The 19,503-nt window shown below is 67.2% G+C and carries 17 protein-coding genes; 11 read left to right on the top strand and 6 right to left on the bottom strand.

Annotation, left to right across the window (positions count from 1 at the left end; all coding sequences use genetic code 11):
- From paaD to ACT3TS_RS04560, 3 genes are read left to right on the top strand one after another with little or no spacing between them, the layout of a single operon-like run.
- Positions 1-516, top strand: coding sequence for a 1,2-phenylacetyl-CoA epoxidase subunit PaaD (gene paaD / locus ACT3TS_RS04570; RefSeq protein WP_444530307.1), 516 nt, complete (start codon positions 1-3; stop codon positions 514-516).
- Complete coding sequence (paaE, locus tag ACT3TS_RS04565; RefSeq protein WP_444530306.1) at positions 516-1,745, top strand: 1,2-phenylacetyl-CoA epoxidase subunit PaaE; 1,230 nt, start codon at positions 516-518, stop codon at positions 1,743-1,745. The genes paaD and paaE overlap by 1 nt, the downstream gene beginning before the upstream one ends.
- A 9-nt stretch (positions 1,746-1,754) precedes the next feature.
- The gene (locus tag ACT3TS_RS04560; RefSeq protein WP_444530305.1) at positions 1,755-2,552 is read left to right on the top strand and encodes an enoyl-CoA hydratase/isomerase family protein; all 798 of its coding nucleotides are present in this window, start codon (positions 1,755-1,757) and stop codon (positions 2,550-2,552) included.
- Here ACT3TS_RS04560 and ACT3TS_RS04555 read toward each other — a convergent pair.
- The 3 genes from ACT3TS_RS04555 to ACT3TS_RS04545 are packed head-to-tail and all read right to left on the bottom strand — an operon-like array spanning position 2,549 to position 5,787.
- Positions 2,549-3,196 carry a maleylpyruvate isomerase family mycothiol-dependent enzyme gene (locus ACT3TS_RS04555; protein ID WP_444530304.1) on the bottom strand — a complete coding sequence of 216 codons (648 nt, stop codon included), beginning with the start codon at positions 3,194-3,196 and terminating at the stop codon, positions 2,549-2,551. The genes ACT3TS_RS04560 and ACT3TS_RS04555 overlap by 4 nt on opposite strands.
- A 30-nt stretch (positions 3,197-3,226) precedes the next feature.
- Positions 3,227-4,060: an SDR family oxidoreductase gene (locus ACT3TS_RS04550; protein ID WP_444530303.1), complete on the bottom strand. Its 834-nt coding sequence runs from the start codon at positions 4,058-4,060 to the stop codon at positions 3,227-3,229.
- The gene (locus ACT3TS_RS04545; RefSeq protein WP_444530302.1) at positions 4,057-5,787 is read right to left on the bottom strand and encodes an FAD-binding oxidoreductase; all 1,731 of its coding nucleotides are present in this window, start codon (positions 5,785-5,787) and stop codon (positions 4,057-4,059) included. Before ACT3TS_RS04545 ends, ACT3TS_RS04550 begins: the two co-directional genes overlap by 4 nt.
- Before the next feature lie 17 nt (positions 5,788-5,804).
- Between ACT3TS_RS04545 and ACT3TS_RS04540 the strand changes: the two genes are divergently transcribed.
- Genes ACT3TS_RS04540 through ACT3TS_RS04530 form a run of 3 tightly spaced genes read left to right on the top strand, consistent with a single transcriptional unit; the run spans position 5,805 to position 8,964 of the window.
- Complete coding sequence (locus tag ACT3TS_RS04540) at positions 5,805-6,434, top strand: TetR/AcrR family transcriptional regulator (RefSeq protein ID WP_444530301.1); 630 nt, start codon at positions 5,805-5,807, stop codon at positions 6,432-6,434.
- Between the two features lie 2 nt (positions 6,435-6,436).
- Positions 6,437-8,065, top strand: a complete 1,629-nt coding sequence (locus ACT3TS_RS04535; RefSeq protein WP_444530300.1) for a glycerol-3-phosphate dehydrogenase/oxidase — start codon at positions 6,437-6,439, stop codon at positions 8,063-8,065.
- Positions 8,062-8,964 (top strand): diacylglycerol/lipid kinase family protein, encoded by a 903-nt coding sequence (locus ACT3TS_RS04530; protein ID WP_444530299.1) that lies wholly within the window; start codon positions 8,062-8,064, stop codon positions 8,962-8,964. Before ACT3TS_RS04535 ends, ACT3TS_RS04530 begins: the two co-directional genes overlap by 4 nt.
- Here ACT3TS_RS04530 and ACT3TS_RS04525 read toward each other — a convergent pair.
- Together ACT3TS_RS04525 and ACT3TS_RS04520 are read right to left on the bottom strand one after the other, a co-directional pair.
- A complete protein-coding gene (locus ACT3TS_RS04525; protein WP_444530298.1) occupies positions 8,961-9,557 on the bottom strand; it encodes a hypothetical protein in 597 nt (198 codons plus the stop codon). The genes ACT3TS_RS04530 and ACT3TS_RS04525 overlap by 4 nt on opposite strands.
- Positions 9,558-9,601: 44 nt before the next feature.
- The gene (locus ACT3TS_RS04520; RefSeq protein ID WP_444530297.1) at positions 9,602-10,390 is read right to left on the bottom strand and encodes an isocitrate lyase/PEP mutase family protein; all 789 of its coding nucleotides are present in this window, start codon (positions 10,388-10,390) and stop codon (positions 9,602-9,604) included.
- A 77-nt stretch (positions 10,391-10,467) separates the two neighbouring features.
- On the opposite strand from ACT3TS_RS04520, the gene ACT3TS_RS04515 reads away from it, so the two are divergent.
- Both ACT3TS_RS04515 and ACT3TS_RS04510 read left to right on the top strand, forming a co-directional pair.
- Positions 10,468-11,664 (top strand): MFS transporter, encoded by a 1,197-nt coding sequence (locus ACT3TS_RS04515; RefSeq protein ID WP_444530296.1) that lies wholly within the window; start codon positions 10,468-10,470, stop codon positions 11,662-11,664.
- Positions 11,665-11,719: 55 nt separating this feature from the next.
- Positions 11,720-12,922, top strand: a complete 1,203-nt coding sequence (locus tag ACT3TS_RS04510) for a serine hydrolase domain-containing protein (RefSeq protein WP_444530295.1) — start codon at positions 11,720-11,722, stop codon at positions 12,920-12,922.
- Here the strand turns inward: ACT3TS_RS04510 and ACT3TS_RS04505 are convergent.
- On the bottom strand, positions 12,919-13,815 hold the full coding sequence (locus tag ACT3TS_RS04505; protein WP_444530294.1) for a phosphatase PAP2 family protein: 897 nt from the start codon (positions 13,813-13,815) through the stop codon (positions 12,919-12,921). The two genes, ACT3TS_RS04510 and ACT3TS_RS04505, sit on opposite strands and share 4 nt — an antisense overlap.
- 74 nt (positions 13,816-13,889) lie before the next feature.
- Here ACT3TS_RS04505 and ACT3TS_RS04500 point away from each other — a divergent pair, with 74 nt between their 5' ends.
- The 3 genes from ACT3TS_RS04500 to ACT3TS_RS04490 all read left to right on the top strand — a co-directional run bounded on the left by ACT3TS_RS04500 (position 13,890) and on the right by ACT3TS_RS04490 (position 19,446).
- Complete coding sequence (locus ACT3TS_RS04500; protein WP_444530293.1) at positions 13,890-14,864, top strand: o-succinylbenzoate synthase; 975 nt, start codon at positions 13,890-13,892, stop codon at positions 14,862-14,864.
- Between the two features lie 71 nt (positions 14,865-14,935).
- Positions 14,936-16,666 (top strand): 2-succinyl-5-enolpyruvyl-6-hydroxy-3-cyclohexene-1-carboxylic-acid synthase, encoded by a 1,731-nt coding sequence (menD, locus tag ACT3TS_RS04495; protein ID WP_444530356.1) that lies wholly within the window; start codon positions 14,936-14,938, stop codon positions 16,664-16,666.
- Between the two features lie 140 nt (positions 16,667-16,806).
- Positions 16,807-19,446, top strand: coding sequence for a hypothetical protein (locus tag ACT3TS_RS04490; protein ID WP_444530292.1), 2,640 nt, complete (start codon positions 16,807-16,809; stop codon positions 19,444-19,446).
- Positions 19,447-19,503: the final 57 nt, after the last annotated feature.

Below are 19,503 nucleotides of genomic sequence, written 5' to 3'. Positions count from 1 at the left end.
ATGGCAACGCGGGCGCACTCGATCCACCAGGCGGCCTGGGACGTGGCTGCGGCCGTGTGCGACCCCGAAATCCCCGTGCTCACCATCGCCGATCTGGGCATCCTGCGCAGCGTTGAGATGAGCAGCGCCGGCAAGCCCGCCGTGCAGGTCACCATCACGCCCACCTATTCCGGCTGCCCGGCCATGGAAGCCATCCGGGACGACATCCTGGCCGCGTTTGCCCGCGCCGGCTGGCCTGACGTGGAGGTGGCGACGGTGCTGTCCCCGGCGTGGACCACGGACTGGATGAGCGCCGCGGGCCGGGCCAAGCTGGAGGAATACGGGATCGCCGCACCCAGCGGCCAATCGCGCGCGGGCGGCCACAGCGGCCCGGTCCGGCTGGCACTTCAGGTGAAATGTCCGCAATGCCGCTCGCTCAACACCAAGGAAATCACCCGCTTCGGTTCCACCTCCTGCAAGGCGCTCTACGTCTGCCAGGACTGCAAGGAACCGTTCGACTATTTCAAGGTGCTTTGATGAGTGTCCCCGTTGACGCTGCGGCCAGGCGCCGGGCCTCCTTCCATGCACTCACAGTCAGCGCGGTCCGCCGCCTCACCGAAGACGCCATCGAGGTCAGCTTCGCGATCCCGGCTGAGCTGGCCGGACGCTACGACTACCTGCCCGGCCAGTATGTGGCCCTGCGCGTCCGGCGCCCGGACGCCGACGGCGTGCTCCGGGAGGTGCGCCGCAGCTACTCCATCTGTGCCGTGCCAACCGAATTCGCGGACGGCAGCTCCGAGATCAAGGTGGCCATCAAGCGCGACATTGGCGGGGAATTTTCCACCTGGGCCAACGCCGAACTGGCCGCGGGCGCCGTCATGGAGGTCATGAGCCCGATGGGGGCGTTCATTTCCAGGCACGCCTCCGGCGTGGGCACCTCGTCATCAGGCGCCTCCGGCCCGGACGTCGCCAATGTGCTCAACAGCATGAACCACCCCGAGGCGCTGGCCGGCCGTGCCGGAACATACGTTGCCATTGCGGCCGGTTCCGGCATTACGCCGGTCATGGCGCTCGCAAGGTCGCTCCTGGCGGGCAACGCCGCGAGCTGCCTTGACCTGGTGTACGCCAACAAGGCCACCATGGATGTGATGTTTCTGGAGGAATTGTCCGATCTGAAGGACAGGTATCCACAACGTTTTGCCCTGCACCATGTGCTCTCCCGCGAACAACGAATCGCACCTCTGATGAGCGGGCGCCTCGACGCGGAGAAACTTGAGATCCTGCTGGACACCGCCATCCACGCCGACGACGTCGACGAATGGTTCCTCTGCGGACCCTTTGACCTGGTCCAGCTTTGCCGGGACGTGCTGGCGGCCCGCGGCGTGCCGCGCGAGCGGATCCGCTTTGAACTGTTCAGCACCGGCCGCCCCGACCGTCCCGAGGGCCAGGCCGGCCGGCCGGTCCCAGTCGACGAGTCGGAGGAAGCGTACCAGATCACCTTCACCCTCGACGGGCTCACCGCTGACGTCCGCAGCCCCGTCCATGCCCGCGAATCCATCCTCAATGCCGCCCTGCGCGTGCGTGCCGACGTCCCCTTCGCCTGCGCCGGCGGCGTGTGCGGCACCTGCCGGGCCAGGCTGGTGTCGGGCAAGGTCGAAATGGAGGAAAACTATGCGCTGGAGCCGGAGGAGCTTGAGCGCGGCTACGTCCTCACCTGCCAGTCCCGACCCACCACCCCCGCCGTCAGCGTTGACTACGATGTTTGAGGAGCTCCCGTGATTGAACTGAGCATTGCCGGCGGCGTGGCCGAGATTGTCCTGAACGCCCCGCACAAACTCAATGCGCTCGACGGGGCTGCCCTCGCGGAATTGTCCCAGGCGTACGACGACGCCGCTGCCGCCGCGACCCTTGCTGCCGGCTCGCCGGGAGGCGTCCGGGCGCTGCTGCTCCGGGGTGCTGGACGGGCGTTTTGTGCGGGCCGCGACATTGCCGGGATTGAGGCCGCCACCGACGATGTCAGCGGCTACCTCGACGGGCTTCTGGCCCCGCTCCTGCGGAAGATGAGCCACTTCCCGGCACCAACCTTCGCCGCTGCGCAGGGCGCCTGCCTGGGCGTGGGGCTGGGCCTGCTGATCGCCACGGACGTCGTCTACGTCGCTGAAAGCGCCAAGATCGGTTCCCCGTTTGGCAATCTCGGGGCCACGCTGGATTCGGGCGGGCACTGGCTGTTCACCGAGAGGCTGGGTGCGCACCGCACCCTTGACCTTATATATACGTCGGATTTAATCAACGGCACGGAAGCGGTTGCCGCCGGGTTGTTCAGCCGTGCCATGCCGGGGGAGGAACTGCTGGACTTCACCCGGGCCGCGGCGGCCAAGGCGGCCACCGGGCCCACCCAGGCGTTCATCGCCAGCAAAACCCTCGTGGCAGCGATCCGGGAGCAGCGGCTGGGACTGTGGGACGCCGTCGTGCTGGAAAATACGGCGCAGGCGGAACTGTCGAAAACAGCCGACTATGCGGAAGGTTTCGATGCGTTCACGGCCAAGCGGAAACCAGGTTTCACGGGACGTTAGCGGGGTTCGCTGCCTGCAAGGAGGAGCGGCAGGCCGGCCCCTCGAAGGGCCCCGGCCTTGACGGGACGGCCCGAGACGGCCAGCAACAAATCGATGGCCGATCCGCAAACCTCCGGGCCCCGGCCCCTGGCGTAGTCGGCGTCGCTTGCCTTGAGATGAACCTTCTGCCCGCGTTGTTTGCCGCCGCCCATGGAGACGCTCGTGCCGAGCTGATAGTCCAAGGCTGCAACAACGCCGTCGACCGGGTAGCTTGCGGAGATCCCCAGCGGTTGGCGAATGTCTTCACCGTGGACAAAGGCCTCCACGAGGCGGGTGGCGAGCGCGGCCGGCGGCGTGCCGGTGAGCTCAATCGCCGCCCGCATCGCAGCCAGGGTCCCGGCGGGATCGGCCCGCCTCTCCCTGCGCACCCCGGCCTCGTTGTCCTTGTCGAAGTCGAACCGTGCAGTGATCATCCCCCGCACGAAACTGCGCCGGTTCGTCTTGGCCGAGTCCACGAGGTGTGCCAGGACATCATGGACAACCCAGCCGTGGCAGAGGGAGGGGGTCTCCCATTCCGCGCCCTCGAGTTTTTCCAAGTCGCGGACCAGCGCACGTCGTTCATCGTGGACCATTGACCAAACCGTTGGACCCGTCAGCTTCCTCATGGGCCCATCCTTGCAGCTTTTGGTCCCGGCCTACTTCCGGCCGGTGAAATGCTCCATGGATTTGTAGACGCCAAACACGCGCCCGGCCACCACGTCCCAGGCGGCGGTCGGCAGGACTCCGCGCAGGGCCGTGCTCAGTTTCACCGTCCACGGCATCATCAGCATGGGTGTGCCCTCCTTCATGGCACGCCACACGCGCTCCGTCACGGCGCCGGGTTCCATGAGCGGGGTCATGAGCGGCCCCCGGGCCCCTTCAAACATGCCGGTCTTGATGTAGGACGGGCAGAACGTTGTCACCTTGATGTGGTCGTGGCCCGCCTGGGCCAGTTCCAGCCGGAGGGAGTCGCTCCACCCGATCACGGCCCACTTGGAGGACGAGTAAACGCTCATGCGCGGATTGGCAAGCAGCCCGGCCGCCGAGGCCACATTTACGATCCGGGACGTCCTGCCGCCCGCGATCATGGCCGGCAGGAATTCCCGGGTGATGTGCATCAGGGCCAATGTGTTGATGGCCATGGTCGCCGCAATGTCGCTGCGCTGGTCGTGCTCCCAAAAGTACTTGCCGCGCACAATGCCGGCGTTGTTGATCAGAATGTCGGGGGTGCCGACGTCGTTGCGCACCTTTTCCGCGGCTGCCTCGATGTCCTCCAGCTTGCTGACATCGACCACATAGCTGTGGATCTGCGAGCCCCTGCCGCCCAGTTCGGCGACCGCCGCCGCCAGCTGCTCCCCGTTGACATCCCACAGGACAACATGGGCGGCGTGGTCGGCAACCGCCAGATGCGCATACATCCTGCCCATCCCCATGGCGGCTCCGGTGATCAGGACGGTGGCATTGGACAGGGAATCGATGGTGCCGTTCATTGCTGCTCCTTGGGGATGGGTGTGCTGGGGCTTGCTGTGTTGGGACTGGGTGTGTTGGGGTGCGGGGAGTCGGCGGGGATGAGCTTGCCCGGGTTCATGATGCCCTCGGGATCGAGCGTGTCCTTGATGCCGGCCAGCACCTTGATGCCGAGGCCCCCGATTTCTGCGCCCAGGTACGGGGCATGGTCCATTCCCACGGCGTGGTGGTGGGTGATCGTGGCGCCGGCCGCGACGATCGCCTGTGACGCGGCCGCCTTGACCCGGGCATTTTGCGCCAAGCCGTCCTCCTCCAACCCGGACAGGAAGGTGAAGTACAGCGAGGCGCCGTCGGAGTACACATGGGAGATGTGCGTCTGGACATAGGCCCCCGCGCCGTCGTGCCCCAGGGCATCGAGGATGGCCTGCCGGACACTGCGGTAAGTCTCCTCAACCCGGCCCCAGGTTGCGGATGTTTCGAGGGTTTCGACGTAGACGCCGCGGGTCAGCAACTCATCGCGCAGGTACGGGCCGCTGAACCTCCCGTGTTCCCAGGACTTCCCCGGCATGGGCCCGAGCGGGATGCCGGCGGCACGGCGCAGGATCCGTGCGCTGCGGCGCCTGCGCGCCCGGATCTGGCGGCTGTCGCCTTCCCAGACAAAGAGGGCCAGGGCCGGCGTCTTTTGTCCGCGGACCGAGAGGTAGCGTGAGAGCGCACCGGTCTTCCAGCCGCCGAGTTTAAAGGTCGACGCCGTCTCATCCGTGTCGCTCAACCTGCACACGTGCGGCATGTCGCCGCGGACACCGTCGTGCCGGAGCTGGCGCATGGCGTCGGCGCCGGCCGCAAACGACGGGAAGGCCCACGAGCCGTACACCTTGTCCGCGGGTGCCGGGGACACCTTCAGCGTGGCACTGGTGATGACGCCGAGGGTGCCTTCGCTGCCGACGACGACGTCGAGCAGCTTCGGCCCCGCAGCCGTGCCGGGTGCAGGGGAGCCGGCGGTGAGCGGGCCCATGGGCGTCTCCAGATGGGCTGACTTCACCAGGTCGTCCGAGCGGCCGTAGCCGGTGGAGGACTGGCCGGAAGAGCGCGTCGCAACGTAACCTCCCAGCGTCGCCTCCTGGTGGCTCTGCGGAAAATGTCCCAGCGTGAAGCCGTGCGGGGCCAGCGCCGCTTCGATGGCAGGGCCCCTGATGCCGGCCTCAAACGAAGCCGTGCGGGACAGCGGGTCAAGGTGCAACAACCGGTCCATGCGCCGCATGTCAAGGGTGATGACGCCGTCGAACCGTCCGCGCAAGGGCTCCACACCGCCCACCACCGACGTGCCGCCGCCAAAAGCCACAACCGCCAGTTTCCGTTTCACGCACAGGGCCAGGATGTCACCGACCTCGTCGCTGCTACCGGGGAAGACGACGGCGTCGGGGGCGTCAAGCGCATCGCCGCTGCGGCGCCGCAGGAGGTCCGGCGTGCTCTTGCCGCCGGCGTGCAGGATGCGTTCAGTGGCATCCGTTGCGACATGCTCCGTGCCCGTGATGGACCGGAGTTCGGCCAGCACCTCGTCCCCGATGCCGACGGGCCCAACCCGGACATCGGCCAGGTCCACGGGAGGGTGGACGGACGCAACAGTGGCCAGCCCGAGCGTGCGGCGCAGATACTCCAGCGCGCCGGGGGCCAGGGGCTTGGCGCGCGCCGGATCGCCCCAGCCGTACCAAACCGAGCGGGAAATTTCTTCTGTGAGATGCGACACCATGAGATACAGTGTGACACATGAAGTCACAACGTACCAGCACTCAGGTTGATGGAAAGCTCCTCGCCGCCATCCGCGACTCGGTGGTGCTCCACGGCGTCAGGCGCACCACGGCGAACGACATTGCCGAACGGGCAGGCATGTCCCGCATGACGTTTTATCGCCGCATGGGATCGGTGGAGAACGCCGTGCTGGCGGCCCTGACCCAGGAATTCCGCAGCTCCACCGGCGCTGTGCGAACGGGCGCGCCCGCCGGCTCCGGACGCGATCAGCTGGTGCACTTCGCCGTGGAAAGCGTGCGGGTGTTTGCGACATCGGAGCTGCTGGCCTCGATCGCCGAGCGCGACCCGGAGTTCCTAATCCCCTATGTCACTGACAGATTCGGGGCGAGCCAGCAGCTCATTCTCGAGCAGTTGCAGGCTCTGCTCAACACCGGTGCCGCCGACGGCAGCATTGAGCCGGCTGCGGGCACCGCCGTCACCCTGCTGCTCGCGGTCCAAGGCGTGGCACTGTCCTCGCGGGTGCTCCTGAAGATGGGCGCCTTCGACGACGCACTGACGGAACTGGCGAAAATGCTGGAACGCTACCTCACTCCGGCGGCAGCCGGCAGTGTCAACAGCGCCGTGAACAACAAGCCGCAAGGGGCCTGACCATGGCCAGTCCAGCCAACCCAGCCAGTCCAGCGATCCCGAACCCGAGCTGGCTCAACGACGAAACGCGCCGGCGTTCGTTGGACCACGTGGCCGGGCACACCGTGGATCTGGCCGTCGTGGGCGGGGGCATCACCGGGGTGGGGGTGGCCCTGGACGCGGTCAGCCGGGGCGTGAGTGTTGCGCTGCTGGAGGGCAGTGACCTCGCCTCCGGCACCAGCGGCTACAGCTCCAAGCTCATCCACGGCGGGCTGCGGTACCTGGCCAAAATGGACTTCCCCGTCGCCTGGGAATCAGCCGTGGAGCGGCGCTGGCTGATGAGCCGCATCGCCCCGCACCTCGTCCACCCGCTCGCCTTTGTCATCCCGGACGCCCGCAGCGCACCCGCGTGGGAAGGGTTGGCGGCCGGGGCCGGCGTCGTCATTTACGACGTGCTGCGCAGGCTCTCCGGACTGGGCAGCTCGGTGCTGCCGCGCCCCCAGCTGCTGTCCCGCCAGGCGGTGGGCGCCGTGGTGCCGGCGCTGGACGGGAAGGCGCTGCGCCGCGGCTATCTCTACTGGGACGGACAGCTGGCCGACGACGCCCGGCTGGTGCTCGGTGTCGCCCGGACGGCGGCGGGGCTGGGTGCGCACATCCTGCGGGACGTGAAGGTGACGGCCATGACGGCGGACAGCATCGATGCCGTTGACACCAGGACGGGTTCGCCGGTGCGCATCCAGGCAGGCAGCGTGGTGAACGCCACGGGGGTGTGGAGTGCCGATTTTGAACCGCAGCTGAGCGTGAAACCCAGCCGCGGCACGCACCTGGTGGTCCGGGCCGAGCGGCTGGGCAATCCCCACGCCGCCCACACCGTCGCGGTGCCGGGACACTTTGGCCGGTACGTATTCGTCCTGCCCCAGCCCGGCGGCGTCGTCTACATCGGGCTCACCGATGAGGAGGACCACACGGCCGACGGGCACCATCCCAGGGTTCCGAAGCACGACGTCGGCTTCCTCCTGGACATTGTCAACACCACCTTGGCCGTGCCGCTGAGCCGCGATGACATTGTGGGCACCTTTGCCGGTCTGCGGCCGCTGGTGGAAGTTGCGAAAGGTCACGGCGACGCAGGCGCCGCAGGCGTTGCAGAGACCGGGGGCACAGCCGACATTTCCCGGCGCCACCTGGTCCGGGATGTCCCGGGGACACCCATCACGGTGGTGGGCGGGAAGATGACCACCTACCGGCGCATGGCCCAGGATGCGGTTGACGCCGTCACCTCCCGGCTCGGCATCGAGGCGCCCTGCCGCACCAAGACCCTGCCGCTCGTGGGCGCCGGATCCGTGCAGCAGCTCAGCGCCGTTGCCGCCCCCGCACGGCTGGTGGCGAAATACGGCACCGAGGCTGCTGCCGTGCAGGCGCTCGGCCGGCAGTTCCCGCACCTTGCGGAGCCCTTGTTTGACGGGACGGACATCACCGGTGCCGAACTGCTGTTCGCGGTGCAGGCGGAAGGGGCCGCCAGCGTCGAAGACCTGCTGGAACGGCGCACCCGGTTGGGGTTTGTGCCCGCCGACGCGCGGAAGGCGCGGGGCCCGGCTGAGCAAATTCTGGCACTGGCAGCATCGCTGGCCGCTAGCGAAGGAGCAAGCAAGTGAGCGCCGTGGTGCGCGGCAGCGCACTGCTGCTGGTGAACCCGACGTCGGGCAACGGGCGCGGCCTGCGGCTGTTGCCGCGGACGGCACAGGCCTTGCGGGATGCGGGTTTCTCCCTTGAAATTTCAGTCACGGCAGGCCTGGCGGATGCCACGGCACAGGCGCGTGCGGCCGCACCGGGCAGCCTGGTGGCGGTCCTGGGCGGGGACGGTTTCCTTGGGGCCGTCGCCGCAGGGGCACGGGAGTCGGGCGCCGTCGTGCTTCCCCTGGCCGGGGGTCGGGGCAACGACACGGTGCGGCGGCTGGGGCTGGCACTTGACCCGCTCAAGGCGGTCCGCAGTCTCGACCGGCTGAGCGTGCGCAAACTCGACCTGGGACTCGCCAACGGGCGGCCCTACCTGGGTGTCGCCAACGCCGGCTACGACGGCCTGGCCAACGAATACGGCAACAAGGCGCGCCTGAACCTGGGCCCGTTCGTGTACCTGTACGGCGGGATCAAGGCCTTTCTGGAATGGAAGAACGTGACGTTTACGGTGAGTGTGGACGATCAAGTGAGCACCTTCCCGGGGTGGCTTGTCGCCGTCGGCAATGTGGGCCAGTACGGTGGCGGGCTGCGGATCTGCCCGCAGGCCAAGGCGGACGACGGCCTGCTCGACGTGGTCTCCCTGGGCCGGGCCACAATTCTCGGCGTGGCGGCCACTTTTCTGCGCTCCTACCGGGGCAGCCACCTGGGGCAGCCGAACATCAGCTTCACAAGGGGGAGCACGGTAGTGATCAGTGCCAGCAAGCCGTTGAACCTCTACGCCGACGGCGAGAAGGTGGCAGCACTGCCGGCAGTGGTGGAAATCGTGCCACGGGCGGTGAAGTTCCTGGTCCCGGCGGACTCCCTGGCGTTCTCTTAAGCCGCAGTGGGCTCAGTCTCAGTGGGCTCAGCGGCGCGGCCACGGGCAAGGAACGGCCACGCAACGGTCAGGGCACCAAGCACGAGAAGGAGCAACGCCTCACCGGGGAAATCAAGGGCGCGCAGGGCAATCGCGGCGGCCAGGTACGGCAGGGCCGCCCATTTCAGCGGCGTGTGCTTCAGCCGGCTTCCCCAGGCAAAAAGCATGATGGAAAAGTACAGGCTCAGTTCAAAGCGTGCCGACCACTCGACGAAGAAAAAGATGGCGCCCAGAATGACCAGGACCCCGGCGGCCGAGACGGTCTGCCGGCGGGTCTCCGTCCGGCTCGCGGAGGATTGGCCCGCGACAGTCCTGCGTGTGAGGGACAACGGGAGCCACAGCAGCACGGCACAGATGGCCGGAATCAGCGGTGCCAGAATGAACACCGGAGTGCTGATGGCGGCGGGGTTGCCGGAGCCCAGGAACAACAGCAGCCCCGAGAACAGTGCCCCGAGGCCGGCCACTGTGAAGATCAGGCCGTTGACCGCCGGCGCCTCCTGTGCCGCGATGGCGGATTGGTCGGCAACAGGTTGGGCAGCGGTGGAGGACGTCATGGGTCAATCGTCGCAGGTTAAGACGCGACCACCCGCACGGGCGATCAGTTCAAGGGCCGGGTGCCTTCCGGCAGGGCGCCGTTGTCCATCAGTGCGGTGGCGGCGTCGGCCAGGGCGGTGAGGGCGACGCGCTGCATCCACGGGCCGTAGGAGATCCTCGCGACGCCCAGTTCCTGCAGTTTGGCCGGCGTGAGTGAGCCAGGCACGTTGATGACGCTCACCTTTCCGTGCCCGATGCCGGCCACGAGTGCCTGCACCGTGGGTTCGTCGAGCTTGCCGGGGACAAAGATGCAGGAGGCGCCCACGTCCAAGAATGCCCGGCCCCGCTCGATGGCGGCCGCAAGCACCTCGGCGGGGTCCTTGTCCGCACCGAGGAGGAACGCGTCGGTGCGGGCGTTTAAGACAAAGTCAATGCCCTCGGCAGCCCCGGCGTCCGCGGCCTGCTTCATGCGGGCCACGGCGTCGGGCAGTGGAATCATCTGGTCTTCGATGTTGGCGCCCACCACGCCGGCAGCAATGGCCTTGCGGACTGTTTCGCCGGGATTCCCGTAGCCACGGTCCAAGTCCGCCGTGACGGGCAGTTCCGTGGCGGCGGCGATGCGCCCCACGGCCTCGAGCATGGTGGCCAGGGGGATGTGCTCGCCGTCCTCGTAGCCGTGCGACGCGGCGATCGAGTGGCCGGCGGTTGCCAGGGCCCGGGTGCCGGGGAGGTCGGCAATGACCTTGGCGCTGACCACATCCCACACATTGGCCAGCTGCAGGACTTCCGGGGCTTGGTGGAGGCGGAGGAATTCGGTGGCCTTGGACGCTGAGTTCACAGTTGTGGGGGTCATGGCCCCAGCGTAGCCCGGGCACCTGGATTCCAACAGCCCGATTTCAACAGCAGGTGCCCGGGTCTACAGTGGAGCCAGTGAGCAAAAACTCGAAACCCGGCGACTTTAGCCTGTGGTCCATTGCCATCCCGGCATTTGGGCCATCGTTGTTGTTTGGCATCGGTGAAGGGGCGATTCTGCCCGTCATTCCTCTCAGTGCCCGCGGCATGGGATCGACCCTTGCCGGGGCGGCCCTGGTGGTGGCGTTGATTGGCATCGGTTCACTCGTCAGCAACATTCCGGCATCAATGATCACCGCCAAATTTGGTGAGCGGATCGGCATGGTCGGGGCCGCCGCACTCAGCCTGAGCGCCCTGATGCTGTGTGTATTTGCCACCCAACTCTGGCTTTTTGCGGTTGGGATCCTCCTCATTGGCGCGGCCTCGGCCGTGTTCAACCTGGCCCGCCAAAGCTACCTCACCGAGGCTGTTCCGCCCATCCTGCGGGCACGGGCCATGTCAACGCTGGGTGGAGTGGGCAGGATCGGCTTGTTTGCCGGACCGTTCATTGGTGCCCTGGTGATTCACCTGGTGGGGCTCGTCGGGGCTTACTGGGTGGCCGCCGTCGCCGTGGCCGCCGCCGGAGCACTGGCGCTCTGGCTGCCGGACCTTGTCAGTGACCAGGGCGCCAGGGTCATGGGGCCGGCACCCACCCTGCGCTCCCTGATTGCCGCGCACAAGGACATTTTCCTCAGTGTGGGGGTCGGCATCTTGTTTGTGAGCGCCGTGCGGTCCGCCAGGCAGGTCGTGGTGCCGCTGTGGGCCGACAACCTTGGCCTGAGCCCGGCCGCCACCTCGCTGATCTACGGAATGTCCGGGGCCATCGACATGCTGGTCTTTTATCCGGCCGGAAAGGTCATGGACAGGAAGGGACGCACCTGGGTTGCCATCCCGTCAATGGTGTTGATGGGCGTTTCGCTGCTGCTGATGCCGCTGACAACGGGCGCCGTGTCGCTGCTGCTGGTGGCCCTGCTGATCGGTTTTGGCAACGGCATCGGCTCCGGGCTGATCATGACCCTGGGCGCCGACTATGCGCCGCGCCACGGCCGGGCCCAATTTCTGGGCATGTGGCGCTTCATCTCCGACATTGGCGGCTCCAGCGGGCCCGCCATCCTTGCCGGCCTGACGGCTGTGGTGAGCTTGTCCTTCGGCATCGCCGCCACCGGCCTGTTGGGGCTGGCGGCTGCTGCCGTGCTCGGATATTCGGTGCCCCGCCACAAACCGATCGAGCGCTGAGCGGCGCCGAAAGAAATTTGTTGACGTCCGGGGCGGGGCCGCGAATCATGGAATCATGAGCGCACAATTTGAGCCGGTCTGGCGTGCCTTGGAGGAGAAGGTTGCCTCGGGCTGGGCGCCCGGGCTGGTGGCAGGCATCAGGCACCGCGGGACCACGGAAATATTTGCAACAGGTGTGCGCACGCTGGGACTGGACGCGCCGATGCGCGACGACACGCCCTTTAGGGTCTCCTCGCTGGGAAAGCTTGTCGCGGGGGCGCTGTCCGTGTCAATGATTGCCGACGGCAGCTTGTCACCGGATGACCCCGCCGATGTGTGGCTGCCCGAACTGGCCTACCCCCGCGTGCTCACCAGCCCCGACGCCGCCTTGACGAGCACGGTCCCGGCGGAGCATGACATCACTGTCCGGCAGCTGTTGACCCTCACCCACGGCATGGGCCTCACTTTTGACGACACACCGCTGGCGCGCGCGATGGACGCCGCCGGCCTGCTGCCCGGGACGCGCCCGCTCCCCATGACGGCCGACGAGTACATGGCCCGCATCGGTGCACTGCCGCTGGCCCACCAGCCCGGCACCAGGTGGAGCTACCATGTGGGCAGCGACATCCTCTCCGTGCTGCTCGCCCGGGCCGGCCAGGCCCCGCTGCGCCAAATCCTGCGCGAACGCATCACCGGCCCCCTCGGCATGGACGCGACCGGCTTTGCCGGGGACCCCCGCGAACTGCCCACCGCCTACAAACCAACGACGGCGGGACTTGCCGTCTTCGACGAACCCGACGGACAATTTTCGCAGCCGCCGCCGTTTGAATCGTTCGGCGGTGGCCTGGTGTCCAGTGTTCCCGACTATCTGGCCTTCCTGGCAGCCCTGGCCGACGACACGCTGCTGCCCGCTGAGCTGCGCGCCGAAATGACGAAGGACCAGCTGACCACCGGCCAGAAGGCGGGCCTGGCCGGCATGATGGAACCCGGCGCGTCCTGGGGCTGGCAGGTTTCCGTGGAAACGGGTGACCCGGAACCGGTTGATCCGGAAGCGGCTGATCGACCACCCGGGGCCAGGGAGCCGTGGAACGCCCCCGGCCGCTACGGCTGGAGCGGCGGTTCCGGGACCACGGCCTATGTGGACCCGTCACGGGACCTGATTGCGGTGCTGTTCACCCAGCGACTGCTGGCCGGTCCCGACGAAGACTTTTCCTACTTTTGGAAACCCCTGGCAGCTGCGCTCAAGGGCGGGCCGCACCCGGGCGGGGCAAAGGACTAACGCCGGGAACGCCGTCGGACCGGCAGGGTCAACAGCAGTGTGCCGGCGACGGTCAGCCCGTAACCGACAACCATTATCTGGCCGACCCCGAGCAGGAAATAGCTGGTGGTGCTGGTGGCCCCGGAGACCGAGCGGAGGATCAAGAACGCCGCAGCCCCGGCAAGCAGGGCGAGCAGGGCTGCCAGTGCCGGCCACCAGCGCGAGGATGCCCAATGCTTGTCCGCGCCCAGCCAAACATTCCAGCCGGGCCCGGTCCGCATGACAACGAGCGCGGCCAGGGCGGTCCAAAATGCCACAACAAAGAAGGCGGCAAGGACGTCCGACGGGCGGTGCCACTGGTTGATGAGCGTTGAAATCCCGGCAATGACGGCGTAGCTGCCGCCAACAAACGCCGCGGCCGGGCGCCACCGCGGCGAAACCACAAGGAACACGGCCGCCGCGGCGCTGGCAGCCAGTGTGCTGTGGCCCGACGGCAGCGAATTCAACGCCAACGTGTTCACGCCAAGGTCCGGACGGTCGGGCAGTCCGGCCTTGATCAGCTGCGTGGACAGGTTCGCGGCGGCCATGGCCACAAGGGCAAAACCTGCCGCCTTCCACCGGCGGCGGGCGAGGGTGACGAACAAAATCACGAGCACGGCGATGACCAAGGAGGTGGCCGGAAGCAGATCAAGGACCTGGGCAACCTGTGTGCCAATGCGCTCGCCGACCACGGCGGCCTCGACCAGCGCCGACTCGTCCATGTACTGGCCAGTGGTGGTTTTGATGAAAAATTTGAAGCTGGCGGCCATCCCGGCCAGGCTGATCAACGCCGCCAGCACGAACGGCCAGGCGGCAGGGCGCGCGGCAGCATGGCGGCGCGGGCCTGAACGTTGGGTGGCGGCATGGTTATTCATCGCCTCTAGGTTCCCACAGATTCATGGGAGCTTGCTGACGCCGGGACGGCCCGGCCCGGGACTACAGTAAAGACATGTTTTCACTCCCGCCGCTCGACCAGCTAGTTGCCGCCGCCCACGTAGTTTCCCTGCCTATGCGGGTGAAATTCAGGGGGGTGGAAACCCGCGAGGTGATGGTGCTTGACGGCCCGGCTGGGTGGGGTGAATTTGGCCCCTTTCTTGAGTACGACGACGAAGAGTCGGCCCGGTGGCTGGCCTCGGCTGTGGAGGCCGGCTGGCTTGGGCACCCCGATCCGGTGCGCAACTGGATCCCCGTCAATGCCACGCTTCCGGCGGTTTCCGCCGACCTGGTTCCCGAGGTGCTGAACGCCTTTGACGGCCTGCACACCGTGAAGGTCAAGGTGGCCGAGGCCGGGCAGTCGCTGTCGGAGGATGCGGCCAGGGTGGGGGCCGTTCGGCACCTGCTGCCCGACGCCAAAATCCGTGTTGATGCCAATGGCGGCTGGTCGGTGGGGCAGGCGGTGGCAGCGCTGCGCATGCTGTCGGTGTTTGGGCTTGAATACGCCGAACAGCCCGTCGCCACGATTGCCGAGATGGCCGCTGTCCGCAGTGCCCTCAAGGGGACCGTGCTGATTGCGGCCGACGAAAGTGTCCGCAAGGCCACCGACCCGCTGGCCGTGGCACGGGCAGGGGCGGCAGACCTCCTGGTCGTCAAGGCGGCGCCGCTGGGAGGCGTGCGGCGCGCCTTGGAGATTGTGGCTGAAGCGGGGCTGCCCGCCGTGGTGAGTTCGGCACTCGACTCGTCCGTGGGAATCGGCACCGGTTTGGCGCTCGCCGCCGCACTGCCGCAGCTGCCTTACGCCTGCGGACTGGGCACCGTGTCGTTGATGGCCGCGGATGTGGCGGCGCCAAGCCTGGTGGCTGCGGTTGGCGGCATGGCAGTGCGCGACGTTGTGGCCGAGCCGGAACTGCTGGCCCGGTTCGCGGCCCCCGCGGAACGGCGTGACTGGTGGTTGGAACGCCTGCGCCGCTGCCACGCCCTCTTGTAAGCGCCAGTGTCGCCCACTCACGGCTTTCAGCGCTGGTGGATAGAGTTGGGGCTGTGACTTTACTTAGCTCCATGGATGCCGCCCGCTTCGTTGTTGATGCCCTGGAACGGGCCGGAGTTGGCCAGGTTGTGGTGGCCCCGGGCTCCCGCAGCGCCCCCCTTGTCTATGCCCTGGCCGAAGCTGAAGCCGACGGCAGGCTCACAATCCATGTCCGCACCGACGAGCGGGTGGCCGGGTTTACCGCCCTGGGCCTGGCCCTTGGCGCCCATGCGGCCGTGGCGGTTGTGACGACGTCCGGCACCGCTGTTGGCAACCTGCTGCCGGCGGTGATGGAGGCCAACCACACCGGAACGCCCCTGGTGGTGCTTTCCGCGGACCGCCCGGAGGAGTTGCGTGGCACGGGGGCCAACCAGGCGACGCAGCAACTGGACCTCTTTGGCGACCACGTGCGTTTTGCCACGGATGTGCCGGCCGGAATCGACCCCGGCAGCGCCGTCTCCACGGCACTGAGCGCTGCCCGCGGCCGGCTGCAAGACATCCCCGCAGGTCCGGTGCAGGTGAACCTGGCCTTCCGCGATCCGCTGACGCCTGCCCTGGACGGCTCCGAATGGGAACGGCTGCTTCCGGTTGTTGATCCCGTTGCTGAAGCTTCAGTGGTGGCTGGTGGCGAACCTGTCGCCGAACGCGGTGTCGAGGCGGCCGGAGCCGTTGCCGCGGGCCCGGAATCCCTGCCGTCCTCGAGCCACCGCACGGTGGTCGTTGCCGGGCACGGGGCCGGACCGGAGGCTGAACACTTTGCCCGCATGCTCGGTCTGCCGCTGCTGGCGGAGCCGTCATCCAACGCCCGGTTCGGGCCGAACGCCATTGGCCCCTACCGGCTGCTGCTGGAGCAGTTCGGGCCCGACAGCCGCCACCCGATCGAGCGGGTCGTGCTCTTTGGCCGGCCAACCCTGTCCCGTCAGATCGGCAGGCTGCTGGCCCGGACCGAACTGGAACGGGCGTTGTTCCTGCCCCGCCCGGTGCCCTGGTTCGAGGCCGGGCGGCGCGCCGAACTGATTTTGACCCAGTGGGACCAACTGCTCGGCTTCGCCGGGCACGGCCCCGATGGCTGGCTTCGGGCGTGGCAGGACTCGGCCGAGCGGGCCGAAACCGCGCTCGATGCCGTCCTGGCCGCAACGCCTGCCGGCGCCGGCGGGCTGACGGGGCCGCAGGTGGCGCGCGCGCTCTGGGCCAGGGCGCAGCAGGACCCCGGCAGCAACCTCATGCTTGGCTCCTCAAACCCCGTCCGCGACGTTGAACTGGCGGGCCGGCCCACGGCCGACAACAATGTCACGGTCCACGCCAACCGCGGCCTGGCCGGCATTGACGGCACCATCGCCACGGCAACCGGAGTGGCACTGGCCACGGGACGGGCCACCCGTGTGCTGTTGGGCGACCTGACCTTCCTGCACGACGCCGGCGCCCTAAACATCGGCCCCACCGAGCAGAAGCCGCGCCTGCAAGCCATAGTGCTCAACGACGCTGGCGGGGGCATCTTCTCGGTCCTGGAGCACGGAACCCTGGCGCAGGCACCCAACTACGCCTCCGCCGTCGAACGCTTCTTCGGCACCCCCCACACGGTGCAGCTGGGGGCCTTGGCGGAAGCCTACGGCTGGGACCACACACTGGTGCGCACCCCGGCGGAGCTCGACGCCGCGCTCGCCGCACCTGTCCAGGGGTGCAGCATCGTGGAGGTCTCGGCCAGCCGCGCGGGCCTGCGGGAACTCCACGCCCGCGTGGCCTCCGCACTTGGCGGAAGGTGAACACTGCAGTGGTGAGCGGGAGTCTTCCCCGCAGCGCCTGAGACGCCAGATTATTGAATGTCACACCCCTTCATTAGGATTCTGATGGGTTCCGTAGAAACGGCACACAATCAGCTTTCACAAGAAAATGGGGGATTCGAGTGACGCAGTCATCGAACGAATCAGATAAAGAACCGGGACACGCCAGCGCGCCTGGTCCGGAAACGCAGACGTTTCCACTTGGCGGCGCGTTTGTCCAGCCGCCCAGCCCGCCGGCGCCCGTGCAGTCAGGCATGCCCGGCGCACCCGCGGCCCCACCGGCGGCCCCGGTTGAGGGCTTCAAGCTTCCGGTCGGACTGAACCCTGCCGGGTGGTGGACAGGAGCTGTCGCGGGGGTTGGCGCCTATGTCGCTGTTTTGCTGTTGTCGCTCGTGACGACGCTGCTGTTTGTAGTGGGCCTGGCCGCCAGCGGATCCGGCGATTCCGTGTCTGTTCCAAGCAATCCGATCGTTTCAGATGGTGACCTGCCGTCGCCGTGGAGTGTCTTGTTTCAATTTGCTGCACAGCTGCCGGCCCTGGGCCTGATGGGCAGCCTGGGTGGAAAGATCGACGCCGATATGGGCATGTTCGGTCAGCTCAGCGCCACCTTCGGTGCCTTCGTGATGCCGTTGCTCATCACAGCGGCGGCCGTTGCTGCCTTGTTCATCGGTGGACGGGTGGCTGAAAAGCGCCTCCCGTCGGGCACCCCCCTGGACCGCCTCATGCAGTCGGTGGCCGCCGGTGCGGCTTTCTCCCTGGTTCTCAATCTTGTGGCAACGATCGCCTCCATCCGCATTCCCGCGGGGAGCGAGCTGGTGTTCAGCCTGAACGCGGCAAACGCCGCCTCGATTGTTGTTGCGTTCATGGTCGGCGTTGCAGCGAGTTTCCTTGGTCGCAGCCGGGCGGCCGCTGCCGGCCAAGCCAACCCAAGGAAACGCTTTGCGATGTCGCTGGTGCGCGACGCCGGCCTGACGGTGACCGCGCATGCCGCCGTTTTCCTCGTGGTGTCCATCCCGGTGATCGTCATCGTGTTGGGCATCAAGAGCGGCTGGCTGGCAACACTGTCAGCCCCGTTGTGGGCGCCCACTGTTGGGCTGTTCCTGCTGGGACTTGGCCACTTTGCCGCCTTTGGGACGGTTACCGCCGCCGGAAGTGGCGGCGGAACCGGCATTGGCAGCAGCAACTTTGGCTATGGCATGGGCAGTGCCCTGTCCGACTTCGGCATTCCCGCCTGGACGGGCTGGCTGTTGGTTCTTCTGGCGCTGCTCGCAGTTGCCGTAGCCGCCATATATTGGTACCTGCGCCGCGGCGCGCAGAATCCTGCAAGTATTCTCGGGTGGACGGCACTGCCGGCAGCCTTCCTGGCAGCCGGTGCCCTGCTCCTGTGGGTCAGTGGAATCCATGCAAGTTTCACCATGGCTCAGGGCAGCGGACTGATCAGCATCGGCCTGGCTTGGTGGACGCCGTTCCTCATGCTGCTGTGGGGTGTCGTCACCGAAGTCGCCGCCCGTTACTTGGCGCCCAAGGTGGCGCCCCTGCTCCCTGCGGCCCTGGTGGCCCGCATCCAGCGGAAACCGTCCGTGCTGGAGTTTCCCCGCGCCAAGGTTCCGGCGGCTGGCCATGGGGCAGTGCCCGGAACAGCTGCAACGCCGGACGGCCTGGCAGGACAGGCGTTCCCGGCGGGCCCGCCGCCGGCGCCGGGGACACCCGTGACGGTGGAGCACACCCCGCTCTCCAAGAAGGCCAAGCGAAATCTGATACTGGCGGGAGGTGCCGTCGGACTCGTTGTGGTCCTCGTGGGCGGCGGAGCCATCGCCGCGAACGTGGTGCGCGCGAACAACGGCCCCGACAAGGTGGTTCAGGAGTATCTGGCGGCGCTGGTCGACGGAAACGCCGAACATGCCATGGCCATCGCGGATCCCAGCATCTCGAACGCCAGCCGCGTGCTGATGACAAACGAGATTTACGGGAAGGCCAAAAACCGCCCCGATGGCTTCAGTGTCCTTAAAACTTCCGTCGAGGAGGACGCGGCCACAGTGTCGGTCGAGCTGCGTCAAAACGGTGTGAAGTCGCAAACCACGTACCAGTTGGTCAAGACAAATCCGACGCTGCTCAACAACAACTGGACGTTGCAGGGCACCGGGGGCGGGAAAAACTTGGGAACAGGCTCGGTCGCTGTGCAGCTTGGCTCAAAGCTGTCCACGATTCTCGTCAACGGCGTTGAAGTTTCCCTGGCCGGCTTGGACCAGCAGGGTGGCTCCATGTACCAGCTGCCTGCCCTTCCGGGGACCTACAGCCTTGGTTTGCCGGAGACCTCCAAGTACCTCTCTGCCGAGCCCGCCACCGCCGTGGTTTCCATCCAAGGCGACGGCATGGGGCAGCTTGCCGAGCTGAAGCCCACACCGAATGCCGCCTTTGACACGGCTGTGCAGGAGCAGGTCAGCGCCCTGTTGAAGGCCTGCGCCGAACAAAAGACGCTTAAGCCGGAGGCCTGCCCCTTCTCCGCCTACGAGTATTCAGACACCCGTGACGTCAGCTGGAAGATCACCAAGGAGCCCACCTTTGATGTCTACTCCAGTCAGGAAAACACATGGTCACTGAGCACAAATGCCGCCGGGGAGGCCGCCGCGAGCTACGAGCGGGACACTTCCTTTGGCAGCAGCGCGCCAGAATGGAAAAAGGATACTTACGACGCGCGGATTTACCTCCAGGGTGTCATCACCGTTGACAAGGACAAATTGGCCGTGAAGTTTACGGACTAACCACTTAAACCAAACAGCCCGCAGCGGTGGTCGGGAGCCGACTACTGCTGCGGGCTG

The organism is Specibacter sp. AOP5-B1-6, from assembly GCF_052376555.1.
Taxonomy (GTDB): Bacteria; Actinomycetota; Actinomycetes; order Actinomycetales; family Micrococcaceae; genus Specibacter.
This window is presented reverse-complemented; position numbering and strand designations above follow the sequence as displayed.

Excerpts from the sequence above, each read along its gene's own strand:
- paaD (WP_444530307.1), top strand. The coding sequence starts at position 1 with ATGGCAACGCGGGCGCACTCGATCCACCAGGCGGCCTGGGACGTGGCT.
- paaE (WP_444530306.1), top strand. The coding sequence starts at position 516 with ATGAGTGTCCCCGTTGACGCTGCGGCCAGGCGCCGGGCCTCCTTCCAT.
- ACT3TS_RS04555 (WP_444530304.1), bottom strand. The coding sequence starts at position 3,196 with ATGAGGAAGCTGACGGGTCCAACGGTTTGGTCAATGGTCCACGATGAA.
- ACT3TS_RS04550 (WP_444530303.1), bottom strand. The coding sequence starts at position 4,060 with ATGAACGGCACCATCGATTCCCTGTCCAATGCCACCGTCCTGATCACC.
- ACT3TS_RS04545 (WP_444530302.1), bottom strand. The coding sequence starts at position 5,787 with ATGGTGTCGCATCTCACAGAAGAAATTTCCCGCTCGGTTTGGTACGGC.
- ACT3TS_RS04540 (WP_444530301.1), top strand. The coding sequence starts at position 5,805 with ATGAAGTCACAACGTACCAGCACTCAGGTTGATGGAAAGCTCCTCGCC.
- ACT3TS_RS04535 (WP_444530300.1), top strand. The coding sequence starts at position 6,437 with ATGGCCAGTCCAGCCAACCCAGCCAGTCCAGCGATCCCGAACCCGAGC.
- ACT3TS_RS04525 (WP_444530298.1), bottom strand. The coding sequence starts at position 9,557 with ATGACGTCCTCCACCGCTGCCCAACCTGTTGCCGACCAATCCGCCATC.
- ACT3TS_RS04520 (WP_444530297.1), bottom strand. The coding sequence starts at position 10,390 with ATGACCCCCACAACTGTGAACTCAGCGTCCAAGGCCACCGAATTCCTC.
- ACT3TS_RS04510 (WP_444530295.1), top strand. The coding sequence starts at position 11,720 with ATGAGCGCACAATTTGAGCCGGTCTGGCGTGCCTTGGAGGAGAAGGTT.
- ACT3TS_RS04505 (WP_444530294.1), bottom strand. The coding sequence starts at position 13,815 with ATGAATAACCATGCCGCCACCCAACGTTCAGGCCCGCGCCGCCATGCT.
- ACT3TS_RS04500 (WP_444530293.1), top strand. The coding sequence starts at position 13,890 with ATGTTTTCACTCCCGCCGCTCGACCAGCTAGTTGCCGCCGCCCACGTA.
- menD (WP_444530356.1), top strand. The coding sequence starts at position 14,936 with ATGGATGCCGCCCGCTTCGTTGTTGATGCCCTGGAACGGGCCGGAGTT.